The sequence below is a fragment of the Steroidobacter sp. genome (genome assembly GCF_036406195.1).
Lineage (GTDB): Bacteria > Pseudomonadota > Gammaproteobacteria > Steroidobacterales > Steroidobacteraceae > Steroidobacter.
Window position 1 is genome coordinate 59,222 of the sequence record NZ_DASWVW010000027.1, and the last position, 18,349, is coordinate 77,570.

An 18,349-nucleotide genomic window follows, 5' to 3' on the forward strand; every position below is an offset into this window, starting at 1 on the left:
ATGAACGTCAAACCTCTGCTTGCCGTATTCAGCTGCGCCGTCGTTCTCGCTGCTTGTTCGACTCCGCCGGCCCGAGCGCCGCAAGAGGCAGCGCCATCCTTCCCGCTGCGCTCCGGCGTCTATTCGCAGAATCTCGACAAGAGCGTGCGTCCGCAGGACGACTTCTATCGCTTCGTGAACGGCCAGTGGCTGACCGCCACCACCATTCCACCCGACCGTTCCAACTACGGCGCGTTCTCGTTGCTGGAAGAGGGCGCCGAGCAGGATTTGAAAGAGATCCTGGAAGACGCCGCGGCTGCCAACGCGCCGGCGGGCTCGGACGTGCAGAAGGTGGGCGATTTGTATGCAAGCTTTCTGGACGAGGCCACCATCGAGGCGCGCGGCCTGACGCCGCTGGCCGGCGAGCTGCAACGGATCGAGGGCTTGAAGACCAAACAGGACGTGGCGCGCTACATCGGTTACAGCCAGCGGATCCTGGTGTCGCATCCGTTCGCGTACTACGTTTCGGTGGACCGCAAGAGCTCCAGCCACTACGTCGGCGTGATCAGGCAGAGCGGGCTGGGCATGCCGGACCGCGACTACTATCTGTCCAGCGACGAGCGCTTGAAAGGAATCCGCGATCAGTATCAGGTCTATGTGAAGGATCTGCTCGCCGCGGCCGACACGCCGCAAGCGGCCAGCGTCGCAGCCAAGATTTTCGCCATCGAATCGCAGCTCGCGAAGTCGCATTGGACGCGTGTACAGAATCGCGACGCGGAGAAAACATACAACCGCTACGAAGTGGCTGCATTGCCCAAGCTCATGCCCGGCTTCGACTGGCAGGCGTTCTTTGCGGGCGCGCAGATTCCGGTGGACCAGACGCAAGCGCTGGTCGTCGTGCAGCCGAGCTATTTCGAGACGCTGGGCAAAGTGATTGCGACCACCCCGGTGCGCGATTGGCGCGGCTACTTTCGATACAAGCTGCTGAACGCCTACGCGCCGGACCTGCCGGAAAAGTTCGCGAAGCTGCATTTCGAGTTCAATCAGCGCACCGTGTCCGGCATCGAAGAGCAGAAGCCGCGCTGGAAACGGGCGGTCGATACGGTCGACGGCGCGGTCGGCGATCTGGTCGGCAAGATGTACGTGGAGCGTCATTTCAGTCCGCTCGCCAAGCAGCGCATGGATCAGCTGGTGGCGAACCTGATGGCAGCCTATCGGCAAGGCATCGATTCGCTCGAATGGATGACGCCCGCCACCAAGCAGAAGGCGCACGCCAAGCTGGCGCGCTTCACCACCAAGATCGGCTATCCCACGAAGTGGCGCGATTGGTCGCAGCTGGAGATCCGCCGCGACGATCTCATCGGCAACGAGATGCGCGCCGCGACAGTCGTGTTCGATCGCAACCTGGCCAAGCTCGGCGGCCCGATCGATCGCACCGAATGGTTCATGACGCCGCAGACCGTGAACGCTTACTACAATCCGCCGACCAACGAGATCGTGTTCCCGGCCGCCATCCTGCAGCCGCCGTTCTTCAACGTCGATGCGGACGATGCCATCAACTACGGCGCCATCGGCGCCGTGATCGGACACGAGATCAGTCACGGGTTCGACGACCAGGGCCGGCGCTTTGACGGCGACGGCAACTTGAACGATTGGTGGGCACCGGAGGACAACGAAGAGTTCACACGGCGCGCCAGGCAGCTCGGCGCCCAGTACAGCGCGCTGAGCCCGCTGCCGGGGCTGAACGTCAACGGCGATCTCACCATGGGCGAAAACATCGCCGATGTCGCGGGCCTGGCGATGGCGTATCGCGCCTGGCAACTGTCGCTGCAAGGCAAGCCGGCGCCGGTAATCGATGGCTACACGGGCGAACAGCGCTTCTTCATCGGTTGGGCCCAGGGCTGGGCCCGCAAGTACCGCGAAGACGAGTTGCGGCGCCGTTTGCTCACCGATCCGCACAGCCCCAGCGAGTACCGCACCAACGCGGTGGTGGCCAATCTGCCGGAGTTCTATAGCGCCTTCGGCGTTCAGCCCGGCGACAAGATGTACAAACCACCGGCCGAGCGCGTACGTATCTGGTGACATTCGCCGGTGCATGTGCGGCATTCACCGGCATCTGCTTGAAACCCGGCGAGCCCTTCCCAAATTTAACAGTCGCTGTCGGCGGAACTCTCACCCATCCCAAGCGGTTTGGCTGACGGGTCCCCAGTGTGCCGTCTGGCACTGGCGACAGGCTCGGCCATGACTACTACGAAGGGCTCCGTCATGCATCTTCTGCGCATTGGTTTGCTGGCTCTCCTTGGCGCGCTATTGAGTGGTTGCGGTTACAACCGGCTGCAACAGCAAGACGAGCAGGTGACTGCGGCCTGGTCCGAGGTGCTGAACCAGTATCAGCGCCGCGCCGACCTGGTGCCGAATCTGGTGAACACGGTGAAGGGCGCGGTCCAGGCCGAAAAGGACATTCTGGACAGCGTGGTGGAAGCGCGCGCCCGTGCTACTTCCATCCAGGCGACCCCGGAGCTGATCAACAATCCGCAGGCGTTCCAGCAGTGGCAGGCCGCGCAAGGCGAGCTGAGCCAGGCGCTGTCGCGGCTGATGGTGGTGGTGGAGCGCTACCCCGAGTTGAAATCCATTTCCGGCTTCGATGATCTGCGTGCGCAATTGGAGGGCACCGAAAATCGTATCGCGGTGGCGCGCAAACGTTACATAGAAGCGGTGCAAACGTACAACGTCACCGTGCGTTCGTTCCCAACGAATCTCACCGCGAAAGTCTTCGGCCACACTCCGAAACAGAATTTCACAGTGGAGAACGAGCGCGAGATCGCGCGCCCGCCCGCCGTGGATTTCGGACGAACGGAATCGGGACCGCAGCAGCAACAGACACAGCCGCAGCTCGAGAGGCAGCCTGGTTGAAGCGGCCGTATTGAGTTCGAGCACGGCGCGACCATCTCGATGACTGCTCTTGCCAACCGCCGCGATCGCTGGCCCAAGCCGCGGATTGCGCTCTCCTGGCTGCTGTTGCTGACGCTGCTGCTGACGTTCACGGCGTTCGGGCAGGACCAGCCCGTTCCTGTGCCGCCGCTGACTTCGCCAGTGACGGATCTCACGCAGACGCTGAGCCCTGAAGCAAAAGCTGCGTTGGAAAACCGCTTGCGTCAGTTCGAGGCGGAGCAGGGCAGCCAGATCGCCGTGCTGATCGTGCCGACCACGCAGCCGGAAACCATCGAGGAATATTCCATCCGCGTCGCGGATGCGTGGAAGATCGGCCGCGCGGAGCCGGATGACGGCGTCATTTTGCTGGTGGCAAAGAACGATCGTGCCGTGCGCATCGAGGTGGGTACCGGCCTGGAAGGCGCGCTGCCCGACGTCATCGCCAGCCGCATCATCTCTCAAGTCATCGTGCCGCACTTTCGCGAAGGCGACTTCGCGGGCGGTATCAACGCGGCCATCACGCGCATCATCGCGGTCATCGAAGGCGAGCCGCTGCCCGAACCCGAGCGCCGCTCGTCGCGTCAGTCCGATGGCATCGGCAATGCACTGCCGCTGTTGCTCATGTTTGTTATCGTCGGCGGCGGAATATTGCGAAGCATGCTTGGCAGAGTCGGCGGAGCCGGTGCCACGGCGGGCATTGCCGGCCTGATCGTGTGGGCGCTGACCAGTGTGCTGGCGATTTCCATCGGCGCCGCGGTGCTCGCGTTCCTGTTCACATTGCTGACCGGCGGATTTGGCGGCGGTCGCGGCTGGAGCAATCGCCACCGCGGTTGGGGTGGCGGTGGCTGGGGCGGCGGCTTCGGTGGTGGTGGATTTGGTGGCGGCGGTGGTTGGAGCGGCGGTGGTGGCGGCTTCAGCGGCGGCGGCGCCTCCGGCCGGTGGTGAGTGAGGCACGGGCTCATGAATCTCAGTCGACTTGCCCGACACATCTTCCTGCCTCGGCGCGCCCTGCGCCGTGCCTTCGGCGACGCCGCGCTGGTGGCGATCGAACAGGCGATTACCGACACGGAGAAAACGCACGGCGGCGAAATTCGCGTCGCCCTCGAGGCGAGTCTCGATCCAGGCGAACTGTTCAGCGACCTGACCCCGCGGCAGCGCGCATTGCAGGCCTTCGCGCAACTGGGCGTTTGGGATACCGAACTAAACAATGGCGTGCTGATCTACGTCCTCTGGGCCGATCACGACGTCGAGATCGTTGCCGATCGTGGTTTCAACGGGCGTGTCAGCACCCAGCAGTGGAGCGACGTTTGTCACCGCATGGAGCAGCTGTTCAGCCAGGGGGCGGCGGCTGATGCGGTGATCAGCGGCATTCAGGCAGCGGGCTTGTTGATCGCGCGACACTTTCCAGTGGTGGATCGCAACGAGCTGCCGGACCGGCCGGTGGTGTTATGACGTGCCGGCGCCGGGCGCGTGGCCGGCGCAGATAACGCGTTCGAAATGGAAAACCGTGGGCCAATAAGGTAATAAGTACCCCATGAACCTGTCGATCCGTCCCGTGCTTGGCCGCGTGGTATTGCTGGCCGCGGCCCTGGTGGCCGCCGGTTGCCAAATCACCCGGAAAGCCGAGCCCCCGCCGCCCCCACCTGCTCCGCCGCCGATCGAGGCGCCGCTGGCGACACATAAATTCCGCTTCGATCCCAAGACGGACGAGGTGGTCGGCGAAGTTCAGATTACGCACGTGCAGGGCGAGGACACGCTTCCCGATATCGCACGGCGCTTCAATGTGGGTTACGAAGAGCTGCTGCGCGCCAATCCCGGTGTCGATCCCTGGCTGCCTGGCGTCGGTCGCGCCATCGTCGTACCCACCCAGTTCGTGTTACCCAAGGGGCCGCGCGACGGCCTGGTGGTAAATCTTGCACAACTGCGGGTCTTCTATTTCCCCAAGCCGCCCAAGCTGAAGAAGGGCGAAGTCGATGACGGCATGCGGACCGTGATCACGCATCCGATCGGCATTGGCAAGGTGGGCTGGGAGACGCCGGTCGGCACCACCAAGGTGGTCAGCAAGCAGAAGAATCCGACCTGGACGCCGCCGTTGTCGGTGCGCAAGGAACACAAGGAGGCGGGCGATCCGTTGCCGGCGCGTGTGCCGCCGGGGCCGGACAATCCGCTGGGCGCGTACAAGATGGTGCTCGGCTGGCCGAGCTATCTGATCCACGGCACCAACAAGCCCTATGGCGTGGGCATGCGCTCCAGCCATGGCTGCATCCGGTTCTATCCCGAGGACATCGCCGAGCTCTACGACCAGATTCCGGTGGGCACCAAGGTCACCGTGGTGAATCAGCCGTTCGTGTTCGGCTGGCACCGTGGCGAGTTGTACGCGCAGGTCTTCCCGATCCTCGAAGACGACGAGCGCGAGCATCCCGAAGCCGCCGAAGCGCTGCTCAACACCAGCATCAGCGACGAGATGCGGCAGAAGCTCGAGGATCACGACGTGGCGGTCGATCTGGAGCTGGTCAACGCGATGGTGAAGCAGCGGCGTGGCATTTCGATGCCGGTGTCGCGCCGCGATGTGACGATCGAGAGCTATCTGGCCGAGGCGCGCCACGTGGAGAACCGCGTGCCGGAAGGTGCTACCTGGAATTACACCGAGGAAGGTCTGTTCCTCGCCGAAGAGTTTGAGGCGGTGCGCAACGGTTTGCCGTTGCCCAAGAAGAAGACGGCTCCGCAAGACAAGAAGACTGCCGCCAAGCCTGCTGGCGCCGCCAGCGGCTCGTAAGCCCCCGCGTTTGCTGCGACCGGCGGTCCGCTTGAAGGAGCGGACGGCTGGCCGCATATCATCCGCAGGTCGGCTGCGTGCGATCGTTGCGTCCGTCTGCCGATTTCATACGACCCGATTCATTCGAGTTGTGCATCCCGCAAGCGAGTAACCCGAGTCCGCCATGAAGCGAATATTGCTGTTCGTCGCCACCAACGTAGCCATCCTGCTGGTTCTGAGCGTCACGCTGCGCCTGCTGGGCGTCGATCGCATCCTCAACGAGCAGGGCACCGGCCTCGACATGAACAATCTGCTGATATTTTCGGCGGTGGTCGGTTTCTCCGGCTCGCTGATCTCGCTGGCGCTGTCCAAGTTCATCGCCAAGCGCAGCATGGGCGTGCGCGTCATCGAGCAGCCCACCAATGCCAGCGAGGCATGGCTGGTCGAGACCGTGCGCAAGCAGGCGCAGGCCGCGGGCATCGGCATGCCTGAAGTCGGTATTTTCGATTCGCCGGACATGAATGCGTTCGCGACCGGCGCGAATCGCAACAACGCGCTCGTGGCAGTCAGCAGCGGCCTGTTGCGCGGTATGTCACAACGCGAAGCCGAGGCCGTGCTTGCTCACGAGGTGAGTCACGTTGCGAACGGCGACATGGTGACGTTGACCCTGATTCAGGGCGTGGTGAATACCTTCGTGGTGTTCCTGTCGCGGGTCATCGGCTACACGATTGACCGCGTCGTGTTCAAGACCGAACGCGGTCACGGTCCGGCGTTTCTCATCACCGTCATCATCGCGCAGCTGGTGTTGGGCATTCTCGCCAGCATGATCGTCATGTGGTTCTCGCGATATCGTGAGTTCCGTGCCGACGCGGGCGGCGCGCACCTGGCCGGCCGCGAGAACATGATCGGCGCGCTGGATCGGCTGCGTCGTGCGCACGCGGCGCCGCTGCCGGATTCGATGCAGGCCTTTGGCATCAGCACGGATAAGGCGCCCGGCGGGTTGAAGCGTCTGTTCATGACGCATCCGCCGCTGGAAGAGCGCATTGCCGCCCTGCGCCAGGCAGCATGAGCCGAGCTACGTTTCCGCTACGACGGCGGCCAGGTTCTCGTAGGCCGCCGTCGCCGGCAAACGCTTGAACGCGGCAGCATGACTCCATAGAAAACTTCTCCCACCGGAACACTTCGGTTCCGAACTCCGTATAAGCTCTACCGACAATTTCTCGGCGGGGTGCGTCATGCGTTGGCGAGGCCGGCAAGGCAGCTCGAATATCGAAGACCGGCGTGGCGTCCGTTTCGGGCGCGCCGGCGGCATTGGCATCGGCACCATCCTGCTGGCGCTGGTCGCGATCTACTTTGGCCAGGACCCGTCCGTGGTCCTGCAGGGCGTCCAACCTTCGGCGCCCACTTCCGAAGAAGGGCCGTACCAGGAAAGTCCGGAGGAAGCGCAACTGCGCGAGTTCATCGGCGTGGTGCTGGCGGATACTGAGGAAACATGGGGCGAGATCTTCAACGCAGCCGGCTCGACCTACGATCAGCCGAAACTGGTGCTGTTCTCCGGCGCAGTGGAGTCGGCTTGCGGCTTCGCGCAGGCGGCGGTCGGGCCGTTCTATTGTCCCGGCGACCGCAAGGTTTACATCGACCTGTCCTTCTATCAGGAATTGCAGGACCGCTTCGGCGCGCCCGGCGACTTCGCGCAGGCCTATGTGATCGCCCACGAGATCGGCCATCACGTGCAGACTCTGACGGGCATTTCGGAACGAAACATGGCGGCACGGCAGCGTGCCAGCCAAGCGCAGGCGAATGCGCTGTCAGTGCGGCAGGAACTGCAAGCCGACTGCTTCGCCGGAATCTGGGCGCACAACGCCGATCGTTCGCGTCAGCTGCTGGAGCAGGGTGATATCGAGGAAGGCTTGAACGCTGCGGCCGCCATCGGCGATGACCGCTTGCAGAAGCAAGGACAGGGCTATGTGGCGCCGGAGTCGTTTACACATGGCAGCTCGGCACAGCGCGTGCGCTGGTTCAAACGTGGTTTCGAGAGCGGTTCGGTGCGCGATTGCGATACTTTCGCAGCGAATTCGCTTTAACCCGGCGACACCTATGATAACTTACGCTCCGCACACACCTGGGGAGGTTCGGTGCGGGAGCAAACGCTCGCGAGTATCCAGTTTGATGCTACGTCCGGTGCGGACCAGCCGATTGCGCGTGCCAGCGCGCAGTTGACCGCATTCGTCGGCCGCACTCTTCGGGGTCCCCTCGATCAGCCCATCATCGTTCGCAGCTTCGCCGATTTTCAGCAGCACTTCGGCGGGCTGTGGCAGCCGAGCCCGCTTGCCTACGCCGTCGAGCATTTCTTCGAGCAGGGCGGCCGCCAGGCAGTCATCGTTCGCGTTGCGAATGGCGCCGCGCCAGTCACCCTTTCTCTCAAGTGCGGCCGCGAAACACTGCGGCTCGAAGCTTGCGCGCCGGGCACGCGTGAGTTCCTGCGGGCTTCGATCGATTACGACCATGTGCAGGCCGGCGACGAGCAGTCTTTCAATCTGGTCATCCAGCGGGTGCGCTCGCCCGGCTCGGAACGCGTCGAACAGCAGGAAACGTATCGCGGCTTGTCGGTCGATCCGCAATCGCCTCGTTTCGTCGCCACCGTGCTGGCGAAATCGGACCTGATGCGGGTGCGGGGTTCGGTGCCGTTGGCGCGGCCCGATCGCACGCTCATGCCGGGTACGAACCTGCCGGTGGGTTACGTCAGCTCCAATCCCGATGGCGACGACGGCAAGCCCATCACCGACTACGACATCATCGGCTCGGCAGCGCGCGGCACGGGCTTGTTTGCTTTGGAAGGCGTCGACGATCTGGCCTTTGTTTATATCCCGCCGCTGGCTCGCGTCGTCGACGTGGGGGTGAGCGCACTGCTGATCGCGGCCCGCTTCTGTCGGGACAAGCGGGCGATGCTCATCGTCGATCCGCCGTCACCATGGGAAAGCGCGGCCCACGCGCTCCGCTCCATCAAGGCGCTGGATTTTCGCAGTGACAATGCGCTGATGTTCTTTCCGCGTATTGCTGCGATGGATCGATTGCGCGGGCGAGTCGAGGTTTTTGGTAACGGTGGCGCGGTGGCCGGGCTGTTGTCTCGCTCCGGCGAGGCGGTTGCCGCGGCGCTGTCGGAGCGGGAGCCGGAGCCCATCCTGCGTTCCAGTGCCAAGCTGGCACGCGAAGTCAGCAGCCAGGATCGCCGGGCGCTGGCGGCTCAAGGGGTCAACGTGCTGCAGTCGGTGCGCACTCCGGATCGCGACTGGCCAGCCTTGCGGACGTTGGCATGCGGGGCGAGCGCTTCTTCGGATTGGTCGTACCTGGCGCAGCGCCGCTTCGCGTTGTTTGTGATCAACGCCATCGAGCGAGGCACCCGCTGGTGCGCGGGCATGCCGAACACGGCCCACACGTGGGCGCGCGTGACGCGTCAGATCGGCAATTTCTTGAGCGAGTTGCGCAGCGCGGGTGCATTCGCTGCCGTGCCGGCGGATCAGGCGTTCCTGGTGATCTGCGACGAGCGCATCAATGACGATGCTGCCGGCATCAACATCCTGGTCCAGTTCGCCGCGACGCACGCCGGCGCTTTCCATAGCTTCATGCTGACGCATCGACCTGGCGGTTCGACGGTGCGCCCCGTCATGGTCAACCGCTTCGAAGCCACGCTGGTCGTCTCCCGCGAGTTGGAGCAGGAGATCACGCTGCGTATCACGCCGGAGAAAGACTTCGCCAGCGTGCTGGCGGTGAACTAGGGTTTCGAGCTTTGCGGCGTGGTCTTCTTCCAGAGGACTTCCTGCCCGTTCTCGTGTCGCGCCAGCACGCGCGCGATGACGAATAGCAGATCCGACAGGCGATTCAAATAACGCGTCACTTCCGGCGCGATCTCCTCCTGCTTCGATGCCGCCCATGAGCACCGCTCGGCGCGCCGGGTGATGGCTCTCGCCAGGTGACACGCGGCTGCCGCCGGTCCGCCGCCCGGAAGAATGAACTCCTTCAACGGCGGCAGCGGCTCGTTGAAGCGATCCAGCATGTCTTCCAATTGATCGATGTGAGTCGCCGTGATGACTCGATACCCCGGCACCGCCAGCTCGCCGCCCAGATCGAACAGCTCGTGCTGGATCTGCGTCAACGCCGTCGCAACCTCGGTCGGCAGATTCGGCACGGCCAGGATCATGCCGATCGCACTGTTCGCCTCATCGACCGTGCCATAAGCCTCGATCCTCGCGTGCGTCTTCGCCACGCGCGTCCCATCGCCCAACCCGGTCGTGCCGTCGTCGCCGGTGCGTGTATAGATCTTCGAGAGGCGGTGGCCCATGGCTAGCTGCTCGTCAGTGGTCGCAAACCGTAACCTTGCCTTGATCGGGCGGGAATGTCGACTCGATGCCCCGCTGCGGCGCGTGGTCGGCAAGCTCCGCGATGGCAGCGACGCGCGCGATATCCAGTGACTGTTCCAGACAGGCGGCGATGGCATCGAGCGAGCGTTCGACGCGGTCGTCGTAGTCCTCGTCGTTCGAGGTGGCGCCGAGTCGGGCGAGCAGGGCCGAGCGATAAGCGGCAGAGTGGCAGAGGCCGTGGACGTGGCAGCCGGCGATGCGGTTGTCGGGGGAGCGGGCGCCGTCGGTGGTGCCGTTGTCGAAGCGCACGAAAGGTCGCGAAGTGGCGGGGCCAGTAGAGACGCCGAGATGCATTTCGTAGCCGCTGATCGGCGAGCCTGATGCGACTTCCATGCCGGTGACGGCGCGAAGTTGCTTCTCGCCGGTCATGGTGGTGGTGATATCGAGCAGGCCGAGGCCGCGCGCGGAGTCCTGGTGGCCTTCGATCCGTTGCGGATCGAGTACCACATTGCCGAGCATCTGATAGCCGGCGCAAATGCCGAGCACCCGGCCGCCGCGGCGAACATGAGCAAACAGATCGATGTCCCAGCCCTGCGCGCGAAAGAATTCGAGGTCTGCGATGGTGGCTTTGCTGCCGGGAACAATGATGAGCGAGGCATCCAGCGGTAACGGCTGGCCTGGCGGAACGAATACCAGGTCCACCTGTGGCTCGCTCCGCAGCGGATCGAAATCGTCGAAGTTGGCGATGTGAGGCAATCGCGGCACGACGATGCGAACGCGGCCCCCAGCCGATGGTGCCGGCTCGGACCCGGCGGACTGATCCAGCTGCATGGCATCTTCAGCCGGCAGTGCGGCGGCATCATGCAGCCACGGCACGACACCAAGCGGTCGCCAACCGGTGCGAGTTTCAATCGTCCGCAGCCCATCATCGAACAAGCGCGCATCGCCCCGGAACTTGTTGATGATGAATCCGCGAATGCGAGCGCGATCGGCATCGTCGAGAACGGCGTGTGCGCCGACCAGCGAAGCGATCACATGACCTCGGTCGATATCGCCTGTGAGCACTACCGGCACATCGGCAGCGTGAGCAAATCCCATGTTGGCAATGTCATGCGTGCGAAGGTTGGTTTCGGCTGGACTGCCCGCTCCTTCGACGATCACCAGCTGCGATTCCTGCTGCAGCCGGCGAAAACTCTCCAACGCGATCTGCAGCAACTCACCCTTGTCGCGTCCATGCGCGCTCGCCTGCATCACACCCAGGCGCTGGCCGCGAACAATCAGTTGCGAGCCGAGATCGCTTTGCGGTTTCAGCAGAACAGGATTCATATCGACCGTGGGCGGCGTGCGGCACGCGAGCGCCTGCAGTGCCGTCGATCGACCGATCTCGCCGCCGTCGGAGGTGACTGCAGCGTTGTTCGACATGTTCTGAGGCTTGAACGGCCGTACCCTCCAGCCGCGATTCGTGAACAAGCGGCACAGCCCGGCCACCAGCAACGACTTGCCGACATCCGAACCGCAACCCTGAATCATGATCGCGGCCATTACTTCACCTGCCATTGTGAGAAAGCAAGCGCGGCCGCAACCAGCCAGAGCAGCCCGCAAGCAATCACATAGATGCGCAAGCCACGCTTGAGATCAGCCAGGGTGGGCGATGAGCCCGCACCGAAGATCGGCCGCTCGTGCATCACGCCATCATAAGCGGCGGGGCCGCCGAGCCGGATTCGCAACGCGCCGGCCATCGCAGCTTCTGGCCAACCCGCATTGGGGGAAGCATGCTTTGGAGCGTCGCGCCACATGACGAGCAAGCCGCCGCCGCCGGCGATAGCGAGCAGCGCGCCAGCGATTCGAGCGGGAATCAGATTGGCAACATCGTCACCGCGCGCGGCCGCCCAACCAAACATTCGCCAGCGCGGTTCACGGTGGCCGATCAAGCTGTCTGCGGTGTTCAGTGCCTTATAGGCGAACAGGCCGGGCAATCCGCCAACGAACAGCCAGAAGGCGGGTGCGACGACGCCGTCATTGAAACTTTCCGCGAGACTTTCGAGTGCTGCGCCAGCCACGCCGGACTCGCTCAGTATCGAGGTATCCCGGCCCACGATCTCACTAACTGCGCGGCGAGCGGCGATCAGATCACCGTTGCTCAAGGACTGGACGACGGCACGCACGTGAGTGAACAAGCTGTGCTGTGCGAGCCCGCTGGTGGCGATCAATACGATCAACGCGTTCCCAAAAGAAACATTGCTGGCCAATGTTTGCAGAAGATACCCAACGGCAGCCGCGCCTCCGGCAGTAACGACGACTGTGACGATGCCAAGCGCGCGGCGCGCTTCATCGCCGAGCTCGGGCCGATTCAAATGCCGTTCGAGCACTTCGATGGCGATGCCGATCCACACCACCGGATGGCGGATGACTCGATACAGCGCCTGGGGGTAGCCAATGCAGGCCTCCACCACCAGCGCTGCCAACAGTAAGTTCGGTTCAAACATGCGGTGCTCGCCATCGTGCCAGTGCTCGTGACGAACGCGAGCTAGCCGTTCGCCGCGAGGCCGTGGATCGCAATGATCGGCGGACTCCCACCGCTGGCGTCTACGAGCCATTGCGCATCGATGCTGTAAACCTGGCGCAGGATCTCCGGAGTAAGGGCCTCCTGCGGAGGTCCATCTGCCACCACGCGTCCGCCATCCAGGATCACCACGCGATCGGCAATCCGCGCCGCCAGGGTCAGGTCGTGAATCGTGAGCACCACGCCGCTGCCTTGATTGGCAACCGAGCGCAGCAAGTCGGCGGCTTCGAATTGATGCGACGGGTCCAGGCCCGTGAACGGCTCGTCAGCGAGAATCCAATCCGATTCGCCGGCGAGTACGCGAGCCAGCAACGCTCGTGCACGTTCGCCGCCCGATAGCGTCGTCACCAGCCGGTCCGCCCACTGTGCGACCTGTGTTTTCTCCATCGCACGTGTAATGGCTGCACGGTCTTCGGCGTCGCTGGCGACGCCTTGATAGGGAATTCGCCCGAGCCCGACCAAGGTCTGTACGTCGACCGCCCAAGCGATCTCGGGAGTCTGTGGCAGAAAGGCGATACGGCGTGCGCGTTGCATGGCGGGAAGTGACAACAGCGACGCTCCATCCAGCTCGATCGAGCCTCGCGGCGGCATCAGCAAGCCGGCGACGCAAGATAACAAAGTGGACTTGCCGGCACCATTCGGGCCCAGCACAGCGGTGATGCTGCCGGACTGCAACTGCAGGTCGATCGAGTCGAGCACAACGCGGCTGCCGCGCCGGAACTGCAGCCCGCTGACGGTGAGTTGGCTGGCGGTGCGACTCATGTCAGCTTCCGGCGCATCGAATGCAGCAGCACGAAAAAGAACGGTGCGCCGATCAGGGACATGATCACCGCCAATTGCAGCTCCGATCCACCCGGCAGCAATCGCACTACTATGTCTCCCGCGAGCACCAGCGCAGCGCCGCCGACGGCGCTTGGAATCAACAGTGCGCCCGGCCGCGAGCCGACCAACGGTCGCAACAAGTGCGGCACGATCAACCCGACGAAACCGATCATGCCGGTAACCGCGGTGCTGGCTCCCACCATCAAGCCGATGCCCAGGGCAAGTTGCCACTGCGTGCGATTCAGATCGATGCCCAGCGAGCGGGCGCCGGTTTCACCGAGCGTCAGTGCATCCAGCGCGCGGCTGCAACCCAACACGGCAATGGCTCCTGCTGCGATCAGCGGTGTGGCGATGGCCAACTCATCGAAACTGCGATCGGTGAGGCTGCCAAGCATCCAACGCACGATCTCGCCGGCCACCCAGGGGCTCGGCGACAATGACAGTGCCAAGGAAATTCCTGCGACCGCGAGAGCGCTCAAGATGATGCCGGAGAGTACCAGCGTGAGCACGCTGGCTCCCGCGCCGGCGAAAACAAACAACGCCACCATGCCGGCCATCCCGCCGAGCACACCGCAGATCGGCAGCACCCACGGATGCAAGCCGGCGATGTTGAAAAAGATGCTGAGGATGGCGCCCAACGCGGCCATCGCGGAGACGCCGAGTGTGGCGGGCTCGGCGAGCGGGTTGCGCAAATATCCTTGCATGGCTGCACCACCCAGGCCGAGCGCCGCGCCCACGAGCACTCCCAGAAGAGCGCGTGGCAAGCGCAGTTCCATGAGGATGGTGCGAGTCAGCGGGTCTTGAGCGGTCCAGAGGTCCCAAGTCAGCGTCACGCGGCCGATGATGATCGACAGCAGCGTGAGAACGCCGACCAGAACCATGAGAACGGGTATTGCCCAACGACGTGCGGCGATCACAGTGCACTCCTGGCTCGCCGCGCCGCCCGTGCCTGTTCGCGCGCACGGGTCAACGCCGCAACCGCTTCCACCATGGTGGGGCCGGCGCAGAACAACAACCGAGCTGGAAACTCCGCCAGTGTCATTCGAGGTTGCAACGCTCGCAATGCGCGGTGCCGAACGATCCTTTCCTCCTGCAGCGGTGCGCCCGGCAAGGTATCGCCGACCAATAGAACATCCGGCGGGTCGGACACCAATACTTCCAGCGGTAACGGACGGTATTGATCGACACCGTAGCGCGCGGCGATGTTCGGAAGTCCCGCCAGCTCCATCAATTCACCGACCACGGTATTCGCGCCAGCCGACAAGCCGCCGGGCTGATAGACCGCGGCCGTCATGGGTTCCTGGCCCGGAGGCAAGCGAGCTGCCTCGAGCGCGGCCTCGATGTGGGCCACCATTGCTTCGCCCTCGCGCTCGGCGCCGAGCAGGCGAGCGACTTCTCTGACCTGCTCCAGACTGCCAGCGACCGTATCCGGAACGTCGAACAGCTCGAAGCGGATGCCGACCCGCTGCAAGGCATTGCGAGTGGCAATGGCCGAGTGACGGCTGGTGATCACCAGATCCGGCTGCAGGGCGACGACTTCCTCTGCCGTTTCATAAGTGATCGGCAGATGCTGGGCCAGGGGTGCGATCGTCGAGCGCTGCGGATCGCGCGCGTAGTGGCTCAACGCTGCGATTCGATCGTGCGACACCAGCGCGACAAGAATGCTGTCGACGCACATGTTCAGCGACACAATGCGCATCGGGTGCGCGGGCTCGGTGGCCAGCGCGGGGGCGGCGCTTAGCAGTAGTGCGCCGAGCAACGATACGACGCGCAATTTCAAAACTCGACTCCGCGCTGCGCTTTGAAGCCCGCCTTGTGCGGATGCTTGACTGGCGACATTTCAGTGACCAGGTCCGCAGTCTCAATCAACTCGGGGCGCGCGTCGCGACCGGAGGTCTCGTCCGTGGGGTCGCTCATGCTTGCACCTTCAGCGCATTCGCCAGGCGGCGCCAGTCATTCGTTGCCAGCGGCAGGCCGAAACGCAACAACGTGCTGTCATAGTCGAACGGCCGAACCAGAATTCCGTGCGAGATCAGTTGCGTGAATCGGGCGCGAGCATTTGCAGTGCGCGCCAATCGGTAGAGAGACGTGCCGCCAACGATCGTCATGCCGCTGCCGATGAGCAATCTGTCGAGCCGCTGAGCGGCACGGCCGAGGCGTTGCCGAATCTTTTCTGCCCACGCTCGATCCGTATACGCTGCCAGTCCCGCTCGCAGCGCATCTGCTGATACAGGCCAATCGCCGAGCATGTGTCGCAGTCGAGCAGCGATGGTTGGAGCGGCGATGACGAAACCGAGTCGAACACCCGCCAGGCCATAGAATTTACCGAACGAGCGCAGCACCACCATGCTGGGTGCGCGCTCTGTGCCGGCCAGGTCGGCGACGCTGTGTTGCGGTTCGAGATCGCCGAAAGCTTCATCGACGATCAGTACGCCACCGTGTTCATGCAATGAATCGTGCAGCGATTGCAGTTGCTGGCGCTCGATCAGGCGGCCATCCGGATTGTTCGGATTTACCACGGTCATCGCAGCCCTGGCGCCCGCTTGCAACGCGAGTTGCGAGTCCGCAAGCAAGGTCGTCTGTATGCCAGCTCTAGTCCAGGCGTCCGAGTGCGAGCCATAGGTCGGCCCGGCCACCAGCGCCTCACAGACGGGTAACAGATAGGGGAGCAGTCGAAGCGCGTTCTCCGTCCCGCCCGTGGCAACTACTCGCACCGGATCATCGACATTGAACGCGGCGGCAGCTACTTGCTCCAAACGCGCCAGCTCCGTCGGCTCCGGCAGTCGATTGCGCTCGCGAGCCGAAGCTCGCGGCGCTGGATACGACGAGGGATTGATGCCCGTGGAAAGATCGACCCACGGCTGCGGCACATTCGGAAACAACGTGCGCGCAACGCAGAGCCGGCCGCCATGATGGGCGAAGCGGCCAGCCGCGACATCGGCACCGTCGTTCATTAGAAACTCTGACGGAGGCCGGCGTAGAACGTGCGGCCGAGCGTGCCGTAGCCCTGCGACGTCTGATAGTCGTCGTCGAATGCGTTCTCGATGCGGCCGTACAGTTCCAACGAATCGGTGACGGCGAACGACGCGCGCAGATCGAACAGGGTGTAACCGTCCAGCACAGACGTGTTCGAGATGTTATCGAAGCTGCGCCCGACATGTTGAACCGCGACTGTCGTCGTCAGGCCGATGCGCCAGTCGTAGCTCAGCTGCGCATTGGCGGTTTCATTCGGACGGCGTGCCAGCTCCCGGCCGAAGTTGGCAGTGCCGCGCGCAGTGTTCTCCGCTTCCATGCTCGTGTAGTTCGCGGCCAGCGCCAGTTGGTCGGTGAGCTGCGCAACCAGCGACAGCTCGACACCTTCCGCATTGGTCTTCTGCACGTTGTCGAAGTAGCCAAACGGCCGCTCGAGGCACGTCGGTGTGGGCTCGCCGAAGCAGGACACGAAGTCGATCATGTTGCTGGTATCGCGATGGAACCAGGTCGCGGACACGATCAGCTTGCGGTCGAAGAAGCGCTGCTCGATGCCGGCGTCCCAGCTTTCCGCGACTTCCGGAGCGAGATTCAGATTGCCGTACTGGCTGTAGAGTTGATACAGCGTCGGCGCCTTGAAACCTTCGCCGTAACTGGCGCGCAGAATCGTGTGCGGGGCGACCGACCAGGCAGCCGACGCGCGGCTCGTGGTATTGCTGCCGAAGGTATCGTGATCGTCATGGCGAACGCCGACGCTCAACGACAGCGCCTCGAACGGCATCGCCGTGAGTTGCCCGTAGATGCTGTCGATCTGCACGGAGCCTGCCACCGGCGCCGGGTTCGGATCGAACTCCGAGGGCGACACCGATTTCAGTTTCGAACGATCCGATTCCAGCCCGATGATGCCGATCAATCGATCGGTGAGATGCAGCGTGCCTTGATATTCCCAGCGCTCGTTGCGGCCGGTGGCGTCGAACGTGGTGGGCACCGTCGAGCTCGGATCCGTGTTGTGGCGGTCCGTGTCGGTGTATGCAAAGCCGATGCGATTCTCGAAACGTCCACCGAACGCCGAGATATTCACGCCAGCGTACGAAACCAGCTCTTCGGTGGTGGCGTACTCCGGTGTGTCCGCCAGGGTGAAGAGCGGCAGGGGAAAGCCGTCGAGATCCGAGCGTCCGTCGCTCCAGGTCGAGCGCACCTCGGCGGAAACGTTGTCGGAAATGTAGAAGATGCCGCGTGCATTGAAGCCGACATTGCGATAGCCGTCGGGCTCGCGTCCGCCGAGATCGCGGTCGAACGCCGATGTTCCGTCGGTCGTCAGATAGTTGCCACCGACGCGCCACGCAAAGCGATCGCCACCACTCTGCGCATGAGCACGGACCAGCGCTGTTTCGTGAGTGCCGCCTTCGGCGGAGAAGGAGCCGGACAGCGGACCTTCCGGCACCGGCGTCACGATGTTCACCACGCCGCCGATGGCCTGGCTGCCCCACAGCGTGGATTGCGGGCCGCGCAACACCTCGATGTGCGAGTACTCGGTGGCGATGAGATCGCCGAAGTTGAAGCCGCCGCTGGCCTGCGCTGGATCGTTGAGCTTCACGCCATCGATCAGCACGACGGTTTGATCGGTCTCGGCGCCGCGAATACGCAGCGAAGTGCTGCCGCCGAGGGGGCCATTGCGAGTAACAGACACCCCTGGCGTCATTGCGAGCAAATCGGAAACGGCCGTTTTCTGGCTGCGCCGTTGTTCCTTGGCGGAGATCAGCGTGACGGCATCGCCGACGCGCGACACTTCCAGTTCGAAACGGTTGGCAGTGACGACGATGGTCTCCGTCGCGCCGGCATCGGCGGCAACGGCCGACAGCGCAGGATGCAACAGCAAGGAAATGGAACAGGCGAGAAGGACAGAGGAGGCCCGGGAATGGGGGCCGGCAACGAGCTTGGTGGTCACAGTAGGCTCCGCGGTGGTTACAA

General features: G+C 63.7%; 16 protein-coding genes and 1 pseudogene. 8 read left to right on the top strand and 9 right to left on the bottom strand.

The window, feature by feature from the left end:
* From VGE08_RS11860 to VGE08_RS11895, 8 genes are all read left to right on the top strand, one after another.
* A complete protein-coding gene (locus VGE08_RS11860; RefSeq protein WP_331068098.1) occupies positions 1–2,061 on the top strand; it encodes a M13 family metallopeptidase in 2,061 nt (686 codons plus the stop codon).
* 183 nt (positions 2,062–2,244) lie between these two features.
* Positions 2,245–2,892, top strand: a complete 648-nt coding sequence (locus tag VGE08_RS11865) for a LemA family protein (protein ID WP_349258687.1) — start codon at positions 2,245–2,247, stop codon at positions 2,890–2,892.
* A 39-nt stretch (positions 2,893–2,931) separates the two neighbouring features.
* Positions 2,932–3,855 (top strand): YgcG family protein, encoded by a 924-nt coding sequence (locus tag VGE08_RS11870; protein ID WP_331068100.1) that lies wholly within the window; start codon positions 2,932–2,934, stop codon positions 3,853–3,855.
* Between the two features lie 15 nt (positions 3,856–3,870).
* Positions 3,871–4,362 carry a TPM domain-containing protein gene (locus VGE08_RS11875; RefSeq protein ID WP_331068101.1) on the top strand — a complete coding sequence of 164 codons (492 nt, stop codon included), beginning with the start codon at positions 3,871–3,873 and terminating at the stop codon, positions 4,360–4,362.
* Between the two features lie 82 nt (positions 4,363–4,444).
* Entirely contained in the window at positions 4,445–5,686 is a 1,242-nt protein-coding gene (locus VGE08_RS11880; RefSeq protein WP_331068102.1) for a L,D-transpeptidase family protein, read from the top strand.
* 163 nt (positions 5,687–5,849) lie between these two features.
* On the top strand, positions 5,850–6,734 hold the full coding sequence (gene htpX / locus VGE08_RS11885) for a protease HtpX (RefSeq protein ID WP_331068103.1): 885 nt from the start codon (positions 5,850–5,852) through the stop codon (positions 6,732–6,734).
* Positions 6,735–6,900: 166 nt separating this feature from the next.
* The gene (gene ypfJ / locus VGE08_RS11890; RefSeq protein ID WP_331068104.1) at positions 6,901–7,749 is read left to right on the top strand and encodes a KPN_02809 family neutral zinc metallopeptidase; all 849 of its coding nucleotides are present in this window, start codon (positions 6,901–6,903) and stop codon (positions 7,747–7,749) included.
* 51 nt (positions 7,750–7,800) lie between these two features.
* On the top strand, positions 7,801–9,441 hold the full coding sequence (locus VGE08_RS11895) for a hypothetical protein (protein WP_331068105.1): 1,641 nt from the start codon (positions 7,801–7,803) through the stop codon (positions 9,439–9,441).
* On the opposite strand, the gene VGE08_RS11900 is transcribed toward VGE08_RS11895, so the two are convergent.
* The 9 genes and pseudogenes from VGE08_RS11900 to VGE08_RS11940 form a co-directional block, all read right to left on the bottom strand.
* Complete coding sequence (locus tag VGE08_RS11900; RefSeq protein ID WP_331068106.1) at positions 9,438–10,004, bottom strand: cob(I)yrinic acid a,c-diamide adenosyltransferase; 567 nt, start codon at positions 10,002–10,004, stop codon at positions 9,438–9,440. The genes VGE08_RS11895 and VGE08_RS11900 overlap by 4 nt on opposite strands.
* 13 nt (positions 10,005–10,017) lie before the next feature.
* On the bottom strand, positions 10,018–11,565 hold the full coding sequence (locus tag VGE08_RS11905; RefSeq protein ID WP_331068107.1) for a cobyric acid synthase: 1,548 nt from the start codon (positions 11,563–11,565) through the stop codon (positions 10,018–10,020).
* On the bottom strand, positions 11,565–12,509 hold the full coding sequence (gene cbiB, locus VGE08_RS11910) for an adenosylcobinamide-phosphate synthase CbiB (RefSeq protein WP_331068108.1): 945 nt from the start codon (positions 12,507–12,509) through the stop codon (positions 11,565–11,567). Before cbiB ends, VGE08_RS11905 begins: the two co-directional genes overlap by 1 nt.
* 41 nt (positions 12,510–12,550) lie before the next feature.
* Entirely contained in the window at positions 12,551–13,348 is a 798-nt protein-coding gene (locus tag VGE08_RS11915; protein WP_331068109.1) for an ABC transporter ATP-binding protein, read from the bottom strand.
* Positions 13,345–14,325, bottom strand: coding sequence for an iron ABC transporter permease (locus VGE08_RS11920; protein ID WP_331068110.1), 981 nt, complete (start codon positions 14,323–14,325; stop codon positions 13,345–13,347). The genes VGE08_RS11915 and VGE08_RS11920 overlap by 4 nt, the downstream gene beginning before the upstream one ends.
* Positions 14,322–15,188 carry an ABC transporter substrate-binding protein gene (locus VGE08_RS11925; RefSeq protein WP_331068111.1) on the bottom strand — a complete coding sequence of 289 codons (867 nt, stop codon included), beginning with the start codon at positions 15,186–15,188 and terminating at the stop codon, positions 14,322–14,324. The genes VGE08_RS11920 and VGE08_RS11925 overlap by 4 nt, the downstream gene beginning before the upstream one ends.
* Positions 15,185–15,301, bottom strand: a pseudogene (locus VGE08_RS11930) (cob(I)yrinic acid a,c-diamide adenosyltransferase); the annotation flags it as partial. The gene VGE08_RS11925 and the pseudogene VGE08_RS11930, both read right to left, overlap by 4 nt.
* A gap of 20 nt (positions 15,302–15,321) precedes the next feature.
* Positions 15,322–16,362 (bottom strand): threonine-phosphate decarboxylase CobD, encoded by a 1,041-nt coding sequence (cobD, locus tag VGE08_RS11935; RefSeq protein ID WP_331068113.1) that lies wholly within the window; start codon positions 16,360–16,362, stop codon positions 15,322–15,324.
* On the bottom strand, positions 16,362–18,326 hold the full coding sequence (locus VGE08_RS11940) for a TonB-dependent receptor plug domain-containing protein (protein ID WP_331068114.1): 1,965 nt from the start codon (positions 18,324–18,326) through the stop codon (positions 16,362–16,364). The genes cobD and VGE08_RS11940 overlap by 1 nt, the downstream gene beginning before the upstream one ends.
* Positions 18,327–18,349 lie beyond the last annotated feature (23 nt).